The following is a 15,655-nucleotide window of genomic DNA, read 5'->3' as shown; positions in this document are numbered from 1 at the left end:
CGGGAAATTCCGGGGCCGCCCCTGCGCGCGCGTCGGTGTTACCGCGTGTCACTTCCTGCTGTAGTTCGGCGCCTCGACCGTCATCTGGATGTCGTGCGGGTGGCTCTCCTTGAGGCCCGCCGAGGTGATCCGGACGAACCGGCCGTTCTGCTGGAGCTCCGGGATCGTGCGGCCGCCGACGTAGAACATCGACTGGCGCAGACCGCCGGCGAGCTGGTGCACGACGGCGGACAGCGGGCCCCGGTAGGGCACCTGGCCCTCGATGCCCTCGGGCACGAGCTTGTCGTCGGCGCCGACGCCCTCCTGGAAGTACCGGTCCTTGGAGTACGACTTGGCCTGGCCGCGGGACTGCATCGCGCCCAGCGAGCCCATGCCGCGGTACGACTTGAACTGCTTGCCGTTGATGAACATCAGCTCGCCCGGCGACTCCTCGCAGCCCGCGAGCAGCGAGCCGAGCATCACCGTGTCGGCGCCCGCGACGATCGCCTTCGCGATGTCGCCGGAGTACTGGAGACCGCCGTCGCCGATGACCGGCACACCGGCCGCCTTCGCGGCCAGCGAGGCCTCGTAGATCGCGGTGACCTGCGGCACGCCGATGCCGGCGACCACACGGGTCGTGCAGATGGAGCCGGGGCCGACGCCGACCTTGATGCCGTCGCAGCCGGCGTCGATGAGCGCCTGGGCGCCGTCGCGGGTGGCGACGTTGCCGCCGATGACGTCGACCGTGGAGTTCGACTTGATCTTGGCGACCATGTCGCCGACGAGCCGCGAGTGGCCGTGCGCGGTGTCGACGACGATGAAGTCGACGCCCGCTTCGATCAGCGCCTGAGCACGCTCGTACGCGTCGCCGGCGACACCCACGGCCGCACCGACGAGCAGCCGGCCCTCGGCGTCCTTGGCGGCGTTCGGGTACTTCTCGGCCTTGACGAAGTCCTTGACCGTGATGAGGCCCTTGAGGATGCCCGCGTCGTCGACCAGCGGAAGCTTCTCGATCTTGTGGCGGCGCAGCAGCTGGACCGCGTCGACGCGGGAGATGCCGACCTTGCCCGTGACGAGCGGCATCGGCGTCATGATCTCGCGGACCTGACGGGAGCGGTCGGTCTCGAAGGCCATGTCACGGTTGGTGACGATGCCGAGGAGCTTGCCCGCCGGGTCGGTCACCGGCACGCCGCTGATGCGGAACTTGGCGCACAGCTCGTCGGCCTCGCCGAGCGTGGTGTCCGGGCGCACGGTGATCGGGTCGGTCACCATGCCGGACTCGGAGCGCTTGACGAGGTCGACCTGGTTGGCCTGGTCGGCGATCGAGAGGTTGCGGTGCAGGACACCGACGCCGCCCTGACGGGCCATGGCGATGGCCATGCGCGACTCGGTGACCTTGTCCATCGCGGCGGACAGCAGCGGGACGTTCACCCGGACGTTCTTCGAGATGTACGAGGAGGTGTCGATCTGGTCGGGGGCCATGTCCGACGCGCCGGGCAGCAGCAGCACGTCGTCGTAGGTCAGCCCGAGCATCGCGAACTTCTCGGGCACTCCATCGACGTTGGCAGTCATGCCTGACACCTTCCCAAATGGTCTTGCTCGGCGCGGATGTCCATGCTAACGGGATCGCGGGGTGTCTCATTCCACGAGCAAGATCACTCACGGAATTCGTACATTCATACGGCAGGCGGGCGCGCGAAGAGCCGTCCGGCTACTGCCCGGCCAGGGCCCGCAGCCTGCTGAGCGCGCGGTGCTGCGCGACCCGGACGGCGCCGGGCGACATGCCCAGCATCTGCCCGGTCTCCTCGGCGGTCAGGCCCACCGCGACCCGCAGGACCAGCAGTTCGCGCTGCGCCTGCGGGAGATTCGCCAGAAGTTTCTTGGCCCACTCGGCGTCGCTGCTGAGCAGCGCGCGCTCCTCGGGGCCGAGGGAGTCGTCGGGCCGCTCCGGCATCTCGTCGGACGGCACGGCGGTCGAACCGGGGTGACGCATGGCGGCCCGCTGGAGGTCGGCGACCTTGTGGGCGGCGATGGCGAAGACGAACGCCTCGAAGGGCCTGCCGGTGTCCTTGTAGCGCGGCAGTGCCATCAGGACGGCGACGCAGACCTCCTGCGCCAGGTCCTCCACGAAGTGGCGGGCATCACCGGGCAGCCGGCTCAGCCGGGTGCGGCAGTACCGCAGGGCCAGCGGGTGGACCCGGGCCAGGAGATCGTGCGTGGCCTGCTCGTCGCCCTCGACCGCACGCCGGACGAGTGCACCGATCACCGTCGTCTCGTCGTCGCGCATCGGTCCATGGTGCCTTGGCGCCGGGTCATTCGCGGCACCACGTCCGTAGTTGTGCACTGAAGCGTTATGAGCGGGTACGCCGGAACTCATCTCCTGCCCCTCCCCTCCCGCTCGACCGAATCGTCCCTGAGGAACTCTTCCACTCCCCAAGGATGCGGCATCGGCGGCGGAAAGGGGCACGCCCGTCCGTCACCCCGTCCGCCGGGGGGCGGACGGGGAACGCGGCAGCCGCGCGAGAGCGCACCGGCCGGGTCCTATCGGACCAGGCCCCAGCGGAATCCGAGCGCGACCGCGTGCGCCCGGTCCGAGGCGCCGAGTTTCTTGAAGAGCCGCCGGGCGTGTGTCTTGACCGTGTCCTCCGAGAGGAAGAGCTCACGGCCGATCTCGGCGTTGGAGCGTCCGTGGCTCATGCCTTCGAGCACCTGGATCTCACGCGCCGTGAGCGTCGGGGCCGCGCCCATCTCGGCCGACCTGAGCCGGCGCGGGGCGAGCCGCCAGGTCGGGTCGGCGAGCGCCTGGGTCACGGTCGCCCGCAGTTCGGCGCGCGAGGCGTCCTTGTGCAGGTAGCCGCGGGCGCCGGCGGCGACCGCGAGCGCGACCCCGTCGAGGTCCTCGGCGACCGTGAGCATGATGATCCGGGCGCCCGGGTCTGCGGAGAGCAGCCGGCGCACGGTCTCGACGCCGCCCAGACCGGGCATGCGTACGTCCATCAGAATCAGGTCCGAGCGGTCGGCGCCCCAGCGGCGGAGGACTTCCTCGCCGTTGGCCGCTGTCGTCACGCGCTCGACGCCGGGCACGGTCGCGACCGCGCGGCGGAGCGCCTCTCGGGCAAGCGGGGAGTCGTCGCAGACGAGGACGGATGTCATGACCGCCCTCCGCAGCTGATGCGCGTCACCTTGAGCCTCCAGGCTGGTACGTATTTCGTCACCTGTGCGATTGACGCTCCCGGACACTTGCCCGATCGCTTGTTCCTTCAACCGCTTCACACACTCAACGACGGTCACTCGAAAGAGTTACGGGCCGGACGTGCGCCATCGGCACTCTACGTAAGTGTGCGGTTGCGCAGGGGCGCATCAGGGGTTGCCATGTCTCCTAAGTAAAGCTATGCCCCATTTAGCGGCTTTTCTTCCGTTTTGCTGGTGTCTGTGGCTAGATTCGCAATGAGTCATATTTACATCTGCTTACACCAGTGGATGCCGCCTCAAGTCCAGAGCACTCTCGATGCATCGATGCAAGGGGACAAGCAATGGCAGATTTCTCCCGCCTTCCCGGACCCAACGCCGATCTGTGGGACTGGCAGCTGCTCGCAGCGTGCCGTGGGGTGGACAGCTCGCTCTTCTTCCACCCGGAGGGGGAGCGGGGCGCGGCACGGAGTGCGCGTGAGAACTCGGCTAAGGAGGTCTGCATGAGGTGCCCGGTGCGCGCGGAGTGCGCGGCGCACGCTCTTGCGGTGCGTGAGCCCTACGGCGTGTGGGGCGGACTGACCGAGGACGAGCGCGAAGAGCTGATGGGCCGCGCGCGCAACCGCCTCATCTCGGCTTCGGCGGGGCCCGCCGCCACACCGACCTCCTGAAGGAACGTTTCCGCTCCTCCCTCTCCCCCCTGCTCCCGCCCCTCCCCCGCTCTCACCCCGCCCCGCGTCGTCCCGCGCCCTCCCCGCTCAGCGAGCCGCAGCCAGCGCCAGCTGATCGAGCGTGGCCGCCACCGCCGGCACCTGGGCCAGGTCCGGGAGCGTGAGTGCCACGATCTCGCGCCGCACCGGAGGCTCCACCGCCACGGTGCGCGCGCCCTTCGGACGTACCGACTCCATCGCCAGCTCGGGCAGGACCGCGACCCCCAGGCCGGCCCCCACGAGGCCGATCACGGCCGGGTAGTCGTCGGTCGCGAAATCGATCCGGGGCGCGAAGCCCGCGCTCTCGCACACTTCGACCAACTGCCTGCGGCAGCGCGGGCAGCCCGCGATCCAGGGTTCGTCGGCCAGCTCGCCGATGCCGACCCGGCCGGCCTCCGCGAGCCGGTGCCCCTCGGGGACCAGACCGACGAGACGGTCGGTGAGCAGCGGGCGTACGACCAGGTCGCCCCAGTCCTCGGTGGCGCCGCCGGGCCCGTAACGGAACGCCAGCGCCACGTCGCAGTCCCCCTCCCGCAGCATCTCGACCGAGCGCGGGGGCTCCGCGTCGACCAGGGAGACGCGGGTGCCGGGGTGGGCGGCGCGCAGGGCGGCCAGCGCGGTGGGCACCAGGGTGGAGCTGCCGCTGGGGAACGACACCAGGCGTACGCGTCCGGCGCGCAGACCCGCGATGGCGGCGACCTCCTCCTCGGCGGCGGTCAGTCCGGCGAGGATGCCGGCGGCGTGCCGGACCAGGGCTTCACCCGCCTGGGTGAGTCGCATCTCGCGGCCGGTACGGATGAGGAGCGGGGTGCCCGCGGACTGTTCGAGGGCCTTCATCTGCTGGCTGACGGCAGGCTGTGTGCAGCCGAGTTCACGCGCGGCGGCGGAGAACGAGCCGGTGGCGGCGACGGCGCGCAGGACACGGAGATGACGGGCTTCGATCACCCTTGAAGCATAAGTGGCTCTTGGGGTGATCGTGGAATAATGACAGGCAGCTTTGAGCCCTGGCCGGTTTCCGCGGCCGGGAAGCCTGCCGGGCGGGCAGGGCACGCGGGGCACTAACGTGCCGCGTATGACGACTGCACTGATTACAGGGGCTACAGCAGGCATCGGCGCCGCCTTCGCGCGGCGCCTCGCCACGGACGGGCACAACCTGGTGCTGGTGGCGCGCGACACCGAGCGGCTCCAGGAGCAGGCGACAGAACTGCACGATCTGCACGGCATCGAGGCGGAGGTGCTGACCGCCGACCTGTCGACGGAGGCCGGGATCGCGTCGGTCGAGACGCGGCTGTCGGACCGCAGACACCCGGTGGACCTGCTGGTCAACAACGCCGGGTTCGGCAACAAGGGGCGCTTCCTCGAAGTGTCCATGGCCGACGAGCTGACCATGCTGAAGGTGCACTGCGAGGCGGTCCTGCGGCTGACGGCGGCGGCCACCGCGGGGATGAAGGAGCGCGGGCGCGGCGGTGTCGTCAACGTCGCGTCGGTCGCGGCCTTCGTGCCGCGCGGGACGTACGGCGCCTCCAAGGCGTGGGTCGTGCAGTTCACGCAGGGCGTGGCGCGGGACCTGGCGGGCAGCGGGGTGCGGCTGATGGCGCTGTGCCCGGGGTTCGTGCGTACGGAATTCCACGAGCGGGCCGGGATGGGGACGGACAACATCCCCAGCTGGATGTGGCTCGACGCGGACAAGCTGGTGGCGGCCGCGATGAGCGATCTGGCGCGCGGGAAGACGGTGTCGGTGCCGGATCCCCGGTACAAGGCGCTGATGGGCGCGGTGAAGCTGGCGCCGCGCGGCCTGCTCGGAGGGATCACTTCGAAGACGGGCCGGAAGTACGGGCCTCGGTAGCGCGGATCCCGGCGGTACGGGCCTCGGTATCAGGGGTCTCGGTATCAGGGGCCTCGGTAATGCGGGGAGAGCTGGGGAGTTGATCCGTTCTCCCGGGTCACCCGGATGGCGCGACCGGTGATCCGGACGTCGGCGGGGATGGCGACGGGGGCCGGGCCGGACTCGGCGGTGCCCGCGGCGATACCTCCGGCGTAGCGGGCGAGGTGTCCGTGCGGGTCGTGGCCCCCGCGCGCCCGCGCCCCGGAACCGGAAGGCGGCGGGCAGGAGGGTACCGGCGAAGCCTTCGAGGCCGCCGGAGCGGGGGCCGGACCAACCGGGCCGGGTGCGGGGCAGGTTGATCAGAGCGCGGCGGGGGACGCGTGGGGGCGGACGGCCAGCCGGGTCCGGCCCGCCGTCGCTTCCCAGTCGTCACGGCTCCAGGGGGTGTACGGGCCCTTCGGCTGGTTCCCGAGCGGCATGATGCTCCCCTGGAGAGCCGGGGGCGGACGAGCGGTCGGACGGGGTGGACGGGTGGACGGCCGGGCGGGGTGCGGCGTCACCGGAATCCAGAACCCGAATTGATCGAACGCCAATGGATTGCGGTTGAATGATCGAAACTCTTATCGTTCGATCATTCTGGCCTGCGCCACAACTGCGAGGGGACCGCCGCCGTGCGCGAGAGTGCTGCTGAACGTCACGACCGACTGCTGGACCTGGTGCGGGAACGGGGTTCGGCCCGCGTGTCGGATCTCGCCGACCGGCTGGGGGTCTCCCCCGTCACCGTGCGCCGGGACGTGGAGGAGCTGGCCGGGCGCGGCCTGCTCGACCGGGTGCACGGGTCGGTGTCGTGGCCGCAGGAGCAGAGCGGCGGCACCGGTGCCGCCGGCGGACTGGTGCTCGGCATGCTGGCGCCCTCCGCGACGTACTACTTCGCCGAGGTCATCCGGGGCGCGCACGAGGCCGCGGCGCGGGCCGGCGCCCGGCTGATCCTGCGGATCTCCGACTACCGGCCGGAGGAGGACCACGCGCGCACCGAGGGCCTGCTGGCAGCGGGCGCCGAGGGCCTGCTGGTCGCGCCGGGATGGCGGCGGCCGGGCGACCCGGCGGCGTACGGCGACTGGATCGCCTCGCTGCCCGTGCCCGCCGTGCTGCTGGAACGCCGGCCGGCGGCCGGGTCGCCGCTGGACGGGACCGACCGGGTCTGCTCGGACCACCGGCACGGGGTGCTGCTGGCGGTGCGCCACCTGAGGCAACTGGGGCACGGGGCGCCGCTGCTGATGGCCCGCGACGACTCGCCGACGGCTCTCGCGGTGCGCGCCGGGTACGCGGACGCGCTGGGCGTGCTGGGGCTGCGCCCGCCGCGGGACGTGATCGATTCCGTACCGGCGGAGGTGTACCCGGACCGGTTCGAGGCGGCGGTACGGGCCCTGCGGGAGGCGGTGGCTTCGGGGGCGGCGACGGCCGCGCTGATCCACAACGACGTGGACGCGATCCAGGTGGTGCAGCGGCTGGCCGAACTGGGCGTGCGGGTGCCGCAGGACCTGGCGCTGATCGCGTACGACGACGAGGTGGCGGCGCTGGCGGACACCCCCCTGACGGCGGTGGCGCCGCCCAAGCGCGAGGTGGGGCGGCAGGCGGCCGGGCTGCTGGTGGAGCGGCTGGGGCGGGGGCGGCCGGGACGGGGGCGGGACGCGGACGGGGAGGAGCCGCGGCGGCATCTGACGCTGCTTCCGCAGTTGCGCGTACGGGCGTCCTGCGGAGCCTCATCGATCTGATCTTTTTTCGATCAATCAATCTTTCGCTCTTGACTTCGGTCAGCGCTGGTCCAAGGATCACGGCCAACGCCCATCCCGCCGCCTGTTCAGGAGCCCTGCCGTGAGCCGCAGTTGGAACAGAACGACCCACGTCATAGTCGGCGCCGCCACCGCCCTCGCCGTCCTCACGGCCTGCGGCGGCAGCGGCAGCGGTGCGGACAAGGAGTCCGCCGCCCCCGGCAGTGACGGCAAGCCCGTCCCGATCACCTTCTGGGGCTGGGCCAAGGGCTCGAAGGAGGTGGTCGACGCCTTCAACGCCTCGCACGAGGACATCCGGGTGAAGTACGAGGAGATCCCCTCGGGCAACGCCGGCGGCTACGCCAAGATCTCCAACGCCGTGAAGGCGGGCAACGCCCCCGACCTGGTCTCCATCGAGTACCCGATGCTCCCGGAGTTCGTCAGCCAGGGGGCGGTCCAGGACATCAGCGGCCACCTCTCCGACGACGTGAGGAAGAAGTTCCTGCCGCAGGCCGTCGAGCTGACCGCCCTCGGCGGCAAGAACTGGGCCGTTCCCTTCGACGCCTCGCCGCAGGCCTTCTACTACCGCAAGGACCTGTTCGAGAAGTACGGCGTCGAAGTCCCCAGGACCTGGGACGAGTTCCGTGAGGCCGCCGAGAAGGTCAGGAAGGCCGACAGGAAGGCGCGCATCGGCACCTTCTTCCCCGACGACCCGACCACCTTCCAGGCGATGGCCTGGCAGGCCGGCGCCCAGTGGTTCAAGGCCGAGGGCGACACCTGGAAGGTCGACACGACCGACGCCGCGACCAAGAAGGTCTCGGCGTACTGGCAGGGACTGCTCGACGACGACCTGGTCCGCAACAACGCCTCCTTCAGCCCGGAGTGGACCAACTCCCTCAAGAGCGGCTCCACCATCGGCTACCTCGGCGCCTCCTGGGGCGCGGGCGTCCTGACGGGCATCCTGCCCGAGCAGAGCGGCAAGTGGGCCGTCGCCCCGATGCCGTCCTGGGACGGCAAACCCGCCAGCGGCATGCTGGGCGGCTCCACCTTCGCGGTGACCAAGGACAGCCGGAAGACGGAGGCCGCCGTCGAGTTCGCGCAGTGGATGACGACCACCGAGGACGGCATCGAGGCCCGGATCGCCTCCGGTACGTCGAGCGCCTTCCCCGCCGCCGCCGGACTGCGCCCGGCCGCCAAGGCCGCCTTCGACGCGAAGTTCTACGGCGGCCAGGACATCTACCGGGTCTTCGAGGACGCCGGCGCCTCCATCTCCCCCGACTGGGCGTGGGGCCCCAGCACCGGCACCACCAACACCGTCATCAAGGACGGGTTCGGCAAGGTCGCCGGCGGTGGCGCGACAATCGCCGACGCGGTCGAGGCCGGGCACGACGCGACCGTCTCCGAGCTGAGGAAGCGCGGCCTGAAGGTGGAGGGCTGAGACGACCGTGAAGGCCCGCACCCGGACCAACGCCGCCGCCGGCATGCTGCTGGCCCCCTTCTTCGTGCTCTTCACCCTGGTGATGGTGGTGCCGATCGGGTACGCGGTCTGGCTGAGCCTGTTCACCGAGAAGCAGTCGGGGCTGGGCTTCGGCGGATCGGAGACCGTCTTCAGCGGCCTCGGCAACTACGCCGCCGCGCTGGGTGATCCGGCCTTCCGCGAGGGTTTCGCCGTACTCCTCGGATACTGCGTCTTCTACATCCCGCTGATGATCGGCGGAGCCCTCGCGCTCGCCCTGCTCCTCGACTCGACGCTCGCCCGCGCCCGCCGCTTCTTCCAGCTCGCGCTCTTCCTGCCGCACGCCGTCCCCGGCATCATCGCCGCGCTGATCTGGGTCTACCTCTATACGCCCCAGCTCAGCCCGGTCGTCGACGCGATGGAGGCCGGCGGCATCGGCTTCGACTTCTTCGCACCCGAAGGCGCCCTCCCCTCCGTCATCAACATCGCGCTGTGGGAATGGCTCGGCTACAACATGGTGATCTTCTACGCCGCCCTCCAGGCCGTGGACCGTTCCGTGCTGGAAGCGGCCACGGTGGACGGGGCCGGCTCCTGGCGCATCGCGTTCAGCGTCAAGGTCCCGCTGATCCGCGCCTCGGTCGTGATGGTCGCGCTGTTCACGGTCATCGGCTCGCTCCAGCTGTTCACCGAGCCGCTGATCATCAACAAGGGCACCGGATCGTCCGTCACCTCCACCTGGACGCCGAACATGTACGCGTACACCGCGGCCTTCGACCGGGGTGACTACGGACTCGCGGCCGCCGCCTCCGTGCTCCTCGCGCTCACCGCCGCGCTGCTCTCCTTCGCGGTCACCCGCTTCACCGGACGGAAGGGGAAGAAGGCATGAGCTCTCCGGACAGAACCGCGAGCACCACCACCAGCCGCTGGCTGTCGAAGTCCGCCGTCAACGGCGCGCTCGTCCTCGCCATGGTCTACATGCTCCTCCCCCTCGTCTGGCTGGTCACCGCCGCCACCAAGGACACCGGCGGCCTGCTCGCCGGAAACGCCTTCTCCTTCGAGGACTTCAGCCTCGGCGCGAACCTCTCCGCCCTGGCCTCGTACGGCGACGGCGTCTACTTCCGCTGGTACCTCAACAGCCTGGTGTACGCGGGCGGCGGCGCCCTCGTCAGCTCGCTGATCAGCGTCGCCGCGGGCTACGCCTTCGACAAGTACCGGTTCAGGGGCAAGGAGAAGCTGTTCGGCGCCGTCCTGCTGGGCGTACTGGTCCCGACGACCGCGCTCGCCCTGCCGCTGTACCTGCTCGCCAGCGAGGTGGGCATCGTCAACACCTACTGGGCCGTGCTCGTCCCCGTACTGGTCCACCCCTTCGGCGTCTACCTCGCCCGGGTCTTCAGCGCCGGCTACATCCCGGACGAGGCCCTCGAAGCCGCCCGTATCGACGGAGCGGGTGAGCTGCGCACCTTCTGGTCCATCGGTATGCGCATGATCATGCCGGGGTTCGTGACCGTCTTCCTCTTCCAGTTCACCGCCATCTGGAACAATTTCTTCCTCCCCCTGGTGATGCTCTCGGACCAGAAGCTCTTCCCGCTGAGCCTCGGCCTGTACGCGTGGAACAGCAACGCCCACGGCGAGCCGGAGTTCTACCCCCTCGTCGTCACCGGCTCCCTCCTCGCCGTCATCCCCCTGATCGTCGCCTTCGTCTCCCTTCAGCGGCACTGGAAGGCCGGGCTCACCGCCGGAAGCGTCAAGTGACTCAAGAGGAGCCCGAGTTCCACCATGCACCACGCCACTGACAGTCAGCCGTCCCTGCTTCTCGCCATGGGCCCCGGCATCGCGGAACGCCTGTTCACCGACCGCCACCGCGTCCGGCTGGCCGGGCTGGCGCGCACCGACCCGCACCTGGTCGCGCACGACCTCGCCGCCCCGGCGCCGCGCGTCGCGGCGGCCCTCGCCGAGGCCGAGGTCCTGTTCACCTGCTGGGGCGCCACGCCGCTCACCGCCGAAGTCCTCGACGCCGCCCCGAACCTGCGCGCCGTCGTCCACGCGGCGGGCTCCGTCAAGCACCACGTCACCCGGGCCTGCTGGGACCGCTCCATCTCCGTGACCTCCGCGGCGGCGGCCAACGCCCTGCCCGTGGCCGAGTACACGCTCGCCGCGATCCTCTTCGCCGGCAAACGCGTCCTGCGCTCCGCCGCCCGCTACCGCGCCCTGCGCGCCGACCACGACTGGGGCGCGTATCTCCACGGCGCCGGGAACCACCGCCGCACCGTGGGCATCGTCGGCGCCTCGCGCATCGGCCGCCGCGTCATCGAACTGCTGCGCCCCTTCGACCTGGACGTCCTGCTGTACGACCCGTACGTCACCCCGCGGGAAGCCGCCGCGCTCGGCGTCGAGCCGGTCTCCCTGGACGACCTGTGCGCACGGAGTTCCGTGGTCTCGGTCCACGCCCCGCAGCTCCCGGCGACCCACCACATGATCAGCGCCCGCCAGCTGGCCGCGATGCCCGCCGGCGCGACCCTGATCAACACCGCCCGGGGCTCCCTCGTCGACGAGAGCGCGCTGCTCCCGGAGCTCGCCTCCGGCCGCCTGGACGCCGTACTCGACGTGACGGATCCGGAACTGCCACCGCCGGACTCGCCGCTGTACGACCTCCCGAACGTCCTGCTGACCCCCCACATCGCGGGCTCGCTGGGCGGCGAACTCCACCGCATGGCCGACCAGGCGCTGGACGAGCTGGAGCGTTACGCACAGGGCCTGCCCTTCGCCGACCCGGTCCGTCCGGAGTCCCTGCGCCACTCGGCCTGAAAGGGGGTATAACGCGCATTTCACTAAGATGGACGTGTCCCATCCCAGCGCGGGAGGCGTCATGAAATTCGTACAGATAATCGACTACACGACCGAGCGGTCCGACGACATGAACCAGCTCATGGACCGGTGGGCCGAGCAGACCAAGGGCAAGCGGACCGCCACGCACAACATCGTCGGCAAGGACCGCTCCCGGGCGAACCACTACGTCGAGATCGTCGAGTTCCCGTCGCACGAAGAGGCGATGAAGAACTCCCACCTGCCGGAGACGGACCGGATCTTCCAGGAAATGGTGGCGCTCTGCGACGGGATGCCCTCGTTCACGGACCTCGACGTCATCCGTGAGGAGCAGCTGAACGCGGCGACCGCCCGCCGTTTCTTCCACGAGGTCGCCGCCGGGGGCAACCTCGACGCCATTGACGAACTGTTCGCGGCCGACTACCGGGACCACGACGTCCTCAAGGAGGAGGACACGGTGGCCGGCATCGACGCCATCCGCGGTGACGTGACCGGCTGGCGCAGTGCCTTCGACTTCAGCTTCGTCCTCGACAAGCAGGTGTCGGAGGGGGACGACGTGGTCACGCTGTGGACGTGGACCGGCATGCACAAGGGCGACTTCATGGGCATCGCCCCCACCGGCAAGCAGTGCACCATGACCGGCACCACGATCTTCTGCTTCCAGGACGGAATGATCCGGGAAGGCTGGTGGCACATGGACGCGCTGGGCCTGATGCGGCAGCTCGGCGCAGTCCGCTGAACCCGACGACAAGGCCCCCGTTCCCGCCACCGGGCGGTGGTGGGAACGGGGGCCCTCACACGTCGTACGACGTCAGTGGCTGTGGCCGTGGCCGCCGTGGCCGTGGCCGGCGTCCGCCTCTTCCTCGGCCGGCTTCTCGACGACCAGGGTCTCGGTCGTGAGCAGCAGCGACGCGATGGACGCGGCGTTCTCCAGCGCGGAGCGGGTGACCTTGACCGGGTCGATGACACCGGCCTTGACCAGGTCGCCGTACTCGCCGGTCGCGGCGTTGAAGCCGTGGCCCTTGTCGAGCTCGCTCACCTTGGCGGTGATGACGTAGCCCTCGAGGCCGGCGTTCTCGGCGATCCAGCGCAGCGGCTCGACGACGGCGCGGCGGACGACCGCGACACCCGTGGCCTCGTCGCCGGTCTTGCCCAGACCGCCCTCGAGCACCTTGGCGGCGTGGACCAGGGCGGAGCCACCACCGGAGACGATGCCCTCCTCGACCGCGGCGCGGGTCGCGGAGATGGCGTCCTCCAGACGGTGCTTCTTCTCCTTCAGCTCCACCTCGGTGGCGGCGCCGACCTTGATCACGCACACGCCGCCGGCCAGCTTCGCGAGGCGCTCCTGGAGCTTCTCGCGGTCCCAGTCGGAGTCGGTGGACTCGATCTCGGCCTTGATCTGGTTGACGCGGCCGACGACCTCGTCGGCGTTGCCTCCGCCGTCGACGATCGTCGTGTCGTCCTTGGTGACGGTCACGCGGCGGGCGGTGCCCAGCACGTCGAGACCGGCCTGGTCGAGCTTGAGGCCGACCTCCTCGGCGATGACGGTCGCACCGGTGAGGGTGGCGATGTCGCCGAGCATGGCCTTGCGGCGGTCGCCGAAGCCGGGGGCCTTCACCGCGACGGCGTTGAAGGTGCCGCGGATCTTGTTGACGACCAGGGTCGACAGGGCCTCGCCCTCGACGTCCTCGGCGATGATCAGCAGCGGCTTGGAGGCGCCGGCCTGGATGACCTTCTCCAGCAGCGGCAGCAGGTCCTGGATCGAGCCGATCTTGCCCTGGTGGATCAGGATGTACGGGTCGTCGAGGACGGCCTCCATGCGCTCCTGGTCGGTCACCATGTACGGCGAGAGGTAGCCCTTGTCGAAGGCCATGCCCTCGGTGAAGTCGAGCTCCAGGCCGAAGGTGTTGGACTCCTCGACGGTGATGACACCGTCCTTGCCGACCTTGTCCATCGCCTCGGCGATGAGCTCGCCGACCTGCGAGTCCTGGGCGGAGAGCCCGGCCACGGCGGCGATGTCGGACTTGTCGTCGATCGGGCGGGCCGTCGCGAGGAGGTCCTCGGAGACCGCCTTGACCGCGGCGTCGATGCCCTTCTTCAGGGCGGCCGGGGAAGCGCCGGCGGCGACGTTGCGCAGGCCCTCGCGGACCAGCGCCTGGGCCAGCACGGTGGCGGTGGTGGTGCCGTCACCCGCGATGTCGTTGGTCTTGGTCGCCACCTCCTTCACGAGCTGGGCGCCCAGGTTCTCGTACGGGTCGTCGAGCTCGACCTCACGCGCGATCGTGACACCGTCGTTGGTGATGGTGGGGGCGCCGAACTTCTTGTCGATGACGACGTTGCGGCCCTTGGGGCCGATCGTCACCTTCACCGTGTCGGCAAGCTTGTTGACGCCGCGCTCGAGGGCGCGACGGGCGTCCTCGTCGAACTTCAGAATCTTCGCCATGGAGCTTCTCTGTCCTCTCAAACGAAATGCGCCCCGGGCCGCCCGGCAATCGCTGGGGGCCAGGGGCGCAGATCAAAAGCAATCTTGGGGCGAGTTACTTCTCGATGATCGCGAGCACGTCGCGAGCCGAGAGGACGAGGTACTCCTCGCCGCTGTACTTCACCTCGGTGCCGCCGTACTTGCTGTACAGCACGACATCGCCGACGGATACGTCGAGCGGCAGGCGCTCGCCGTTCTCGAAGCGGCCCGGGCCCACGGCCAGGACGACGCCCTCCTGGGGCTTCTCCTTGGCGGTGTCCGGAATGACCAGGCCAGAGGCGGTGGTCTGCTCGGCGTCGAGCGGCTGGACCACAATGCGGTCCTCGAGCGGCTTGATGGCAACCTTGGAGCTGGTGGTCGTCACGGTCCGGTCTCCCCCTTCGGAGATCTCACGGGGTTAACTGATGTGGGGTGGCGACCAGGTGGATCCGTCGTCGCGGGTGCCGGACCTGCCCGTCGCTACTATTGGCACTCGCCGGTGGAGAGTGCCAACGCCGAGACTATGACGCGGTTAGCACTCGGTCAAGCCGAGTGCCAATTCAGCGCCGCCGCGCGTGTTCCCGCCCCGGTGCCCGGCCGCGTCGGAGGCAGTCCTCGGAAGGAGTTCTCGAAGGCCGTTCTCGGAGGCAGTTCTCGGAGGCAGTCCCCCGAAGCGGTCCTCAGAGGTAGTCCTCCAGCCGCGCCACCGCGAACCCCTGTTCCTGGATGCTGCGCAGCACCCGCACCGTCGTCTCCGTGAGCGCCGGCCCCTTGAGCTCACCGGGGCCCCTGGGGTACGCGAGCACGATGTCGCCCGGCCGCAGCCGGCCGCCCCGCGCGTACCGCAGGTCGCCGCCTCGCGCCGAAACCCGCCACAGCACCACCGCGTCGGCCCCGCAGTCGCCCGCCGCCCGCAGCGTCTGGTTGTTGTACGCCCCGTAGGGCGGCCTGAAGAGCCGCGGCCCGGTGCCGAAGCGGGCCTCCAGGCGGTCCCGCTGGCCGCAGATCTGGGCGCGCTGTCCGGCGTACGGCAGACCGGGCAGGTAGACCTGGCCGACCCCGTGGTTCTGCACCGTGCCGGGGCCGCCGCCCGCCTGCCTCAGCCGGTCGAAGCGGCCGTGTCCGGGTGAGGTCGCGCTGTCCGTCAGGAACACGCTGACCGGCAGGTTCAGTTCGTCGACCAGCCGCACGAACGCGGAGTCCTCGGCGGCGCCGTCGCCGAAGGTGAGGAAGACGACCTTGTCGCGGGTCGGTACGCGGTCCACGACGAAGGGCCGGTCCGGTTTACGGGCCGGGGGCGCCGGCGCCGGACGGAGCGGCTCCCGCAGCCCCCACCGCGCGTACGCCCCGGGCCGCGGCGCCGGCCCTCCGTGCGGCTGACACCCTGTCGCCTGCCGTTTCGGGGGGATCCCTGATGTGCATTCGTGTTCAGTACGCCTC

Annotated in this window: 15 protein-coding genes; 8 read left to right on the top strand and 7 right to left on the bottom strand. The window is 70.3% G+C overall.

The genetic code is table 11. The features are described 5' to 3' along the window. Positions 1–48 precede the first annotated feature (48 nt). The 3 genes from guaB to ACWD0Y_RS18960 all read right to left on the bottom strand — a co-directional run bounded on the left by guaB (position 49) and on the right by ACWD0Y_RS18960 (position 3,132). Positions 49–1,551 (bottom strand): IMP dehydrogenase, encoded by a 1,503-nt coding sequence (gene guaB, locus ACWD0Y_RS18970; RefSeq protein ID WP_450261480.1) that lies wholly within the window; start codon positions 1,549–1,551, stop codon positions 49–51. A gap of 139 nt (positions 1,552–1,690) precedes the next feature. After that, positions 1,691–2,266 (bottom strand): sigma-70 family RNA polymerase sigma factor, encoded by a 576-nt coding sequence (locus ACWD0Y_RS18965; protein ID WP_028812321.1) that lies wholly within the window; start codon positions 2,264–2,266, stop codon positions 1,691–1,693. Between the two features lie 254 nt (positions 2,267–2,520). Beyond that, complete coding sequence (locus ACWD0Y_RS18960) at positions 2,521–3,132, bottom strand: response regulator transcription factor (protein WP_003948568.1); 612 nt, start codon at positions 3,130–3,132, stop codon at positions 2,521–2,523. Between the two features lie 380 nt (positions 3,133–3,512). Between ACWD0Y_RS18960 and ACWD0Y_RS18955 the strand changes: the two genes are divergently transcribed. Beyond that, positions 3,513–3,839: a WhiB family transcriptional regulator gene (locus tag ACWD0Y_RS18955; RefSeq protein WP_450261479.1), complete on the top strand. Its 327-nt coding sequence runs from the start codon at positions 3,513–3,515 to the stop codon at positions 3,837–3,839. A gap of 87 nt (positions 3,840–3,926) precedes the next feature. Here ACWD0Y_RS18955 and ACWD0Y_RS18950 read toward each other — a convergent pair whose 3' ends face one another. Continuing rightward, entirely contained in the window at positions 3,927–4,823 is an 897-nt protein-coding gene (locus tag ACWD0Y_RS18950; protein ID WP_093799506.1) for a LysR family transcriptional regulator, read from the bottom strand. A gap of 127 nt (positions 4,824–4,950) precedes the next feature. On the opposite strand from ACWD0Y_RS18950, the gene ACWD0Y_RS18945 reads away from it, so the two are divergent. From ACWD0Y_RS18945 to ACWD0Y_RS18915, 7 genes are all read left to right on the top strand, one after another. Beyond that, positions 4,951–5,724 (top strand): SDR family NAD(P)-dependent oxidoreductase, encoded by a 774-nt coding sequence (locus tag ACWD0Y_RS18945; protein ID WP_450261478.1) that lies wholly within the window; start codon positions 4,951–4,953, stop codon positions 5,722–5,724. Between the two features lie 650 nt (positions 5,725–6,374). Further along, complete coding sequence (locus ACWD0Y_RS18940) at positions 6,375–7,478, top strand: LacI family DNA-binding transcriptional regulator (protein ID WP_450261477.1); 1,104 nt, start codon at positions 6,375–6,377, stop codon at positions 7,476–7,478. Between the two features lie 100 nt (positions 7,479–7,578). Further along, positions 7,579–8,913: an ABC transporter substrate-binding protein gene (locus tag ACWD0Y_RS18935; protein ID WP_450261476.1), complete on the top strand. Its 1,335-nt coding sequence runs from the start codon at positions 7,579–7,581 to the stop codon at positions 8,911–8,913. A gap of 7 nt (positions 8,914–8,920) precedes the next feature. Next, the gene (locus tag ACWD0Y_RS18930) at positions 8,921–9,817 is read left to right on the top strand and encodes a carbohydrate ABC transporter permease (RefSeq protein ID WP_450261475.1); all 897 of its coding nucleotides are present in this window, start codon (positions 8,921–8,923) and stop codon (positions 9,815–9,817) included. Further along, positions 9,814–10,683: a carbohydrate ABC transporter permease gene (locus ACWD0Y_RS18925; protein WP_450261474.1), complete on the top strand. Its 870-nt coding sequence runs from the start codon at positions 9,814–9,816 to the stop codon at positions 10,681–10,683. Before ACWD0Y_RS18930 ends, ACWD0Y_RS18925 begins: the two co-directional genes overlap by 4 nt. Positions 10,684–10,707: 24 nt before the next feature. Continuing rightward, positions 10,708–11,736 (top strand): hydroxyacid dehydrogenase, encoded by a 1,029-nt coding sequence (locus ACWD0Y_RS18920; RefSeq protein ID WP_450261473.1) that lies wholly within the window; start codon positions 10,708–10,710, stop codon positions 11,734–11,736. A gap of 61 nt (positions 11,737–11,797) precedes the next feature. Then, positions 11,798–12,493 carry an ester cyclase gene (locus tag ACWD0Y_RS18915; RefSeq protein ID WP_450261472.1) on the top strand — a complete coding sequence of 232 codons (696 nt, stop codon included), beginning with the start codon at positions 11,798–11,800 and terminating at the stop codon, positions 12,491–12,493. A gap of 72 nt (positions 12,494–12,565) precedes the next feature. Here the strand turns inward: ACWD0Y_RS18915 and groL are convergent, their stop codons facing one another. The 3 genes from groL to ACWD0Y_RS18900 all read right to left on the bottom strand — a co-directional run bounded on the left by groL (position 12,566) and on the right by ACWD0Y_RS18900 (position 15,480). Then, positions 12,566–14,197: a chaperonin GroEL gene (groL, locus tag ACWD0Y_RS18910; RefSeq protein ID WP_450261471.1), complete on the bottom strand. Its 1,632-nt coding sequence runs from the start codon at positions 14,195–14,197 to the stop codon at positions 12,566–12,568. 94 nt (positions 14,198–14,291) lie between these two features. Continuing rightward, entirely contained in the window at positions 14,292–14,600 is a 309-nt protein-coding gene (groES, locus tag ACWD0Y_RS18905; protein WP_028812332.1) for a co-chaperone GroES, read from the bottom strand. 295 nt (positions 14,601–14,895) lie between these two features. Further along, entirely contained in the window at positions 14,896–15,480 is a 585-nt protein-coding gene (locus ACWD0Y_RS18900; RefSeq protein WP_450261470.1) for a polysaccharide deacetylase family protein, read from the bottom strand. Positions 15,481–15,655: the final 175 nt, after the last annotated feature.

The organism is Streptomyces altiplanensis (assembly GCF_053591575.1).
The sequence above is the reverse complement of the archived record's forward strand: the minus strand, read 5'-3'. Positions and strand labels throughout refer to the sequence as shown.

Coding starts and splice junctions, on each gene's coding strand:
- guaB (WP_450261480.1), bottom strand. CDS start 1,551: ATGACTGCCAACGTCGATGGAGTGCCCGAGAAGTTCGCGATGCTCGGG.
- ACWD0Y_RS18965 (WP_028812321.1), bottom strand. CDS start 2,266: ATGCGCGACGACGAGACGACGGTGATCGGTGCACTCGTCCGGCGTGCG.
- ACWD0Y_RS18960 (WP_003948568.1), bottom strand. CDS start 3,132: ATGACATCCGTCCTCGTCTGCGACGACTCCCCGCTTGCCCGAGAGGCG.
- ACWD0Y_RS18955 (WP_450261479.1), top strand. CDS start 3,513: ATGGCAGATTTCTCCCGCCTTCCCGGACCCAACGCCGATCTGTGGGAC.
- ACWD0Y_RS18945 (WP_450261478.1), top strand. CDS start 4,951: ATGACGACTGCACTGATTACAGGGGCTACAGCAGGCATCGGCGCCGCC.
- ACWD0Y_RS18925 (WP_450261474.1), top strand. CDS start 9,814: ATGAGCTCTCCGGACAGAACCGCGAGCACCACCACCAGCCGCTGGCTG.
- ACWD0Y_RS18920 (WP_450261473.1), top strand. CDS start 10,708: ATGCACCACGCCACTGACAGTCAGCCGTCCCTGCTTCTCGCCATGGGC.
- ACWD0Y_RS18915 (WP_450261472.1), top strand. CDS start 11,798: ATGAAATTCGTACAGATAATCGACTACACGACCGAGCGGTCCGACGAC.
- groL (WP_450261471.1), bottom strand. CDS start 14,197: ATGGCGAAGATTCTGAAGTTCGACGAGGACGCCCGTCGCGCCCTCGAG.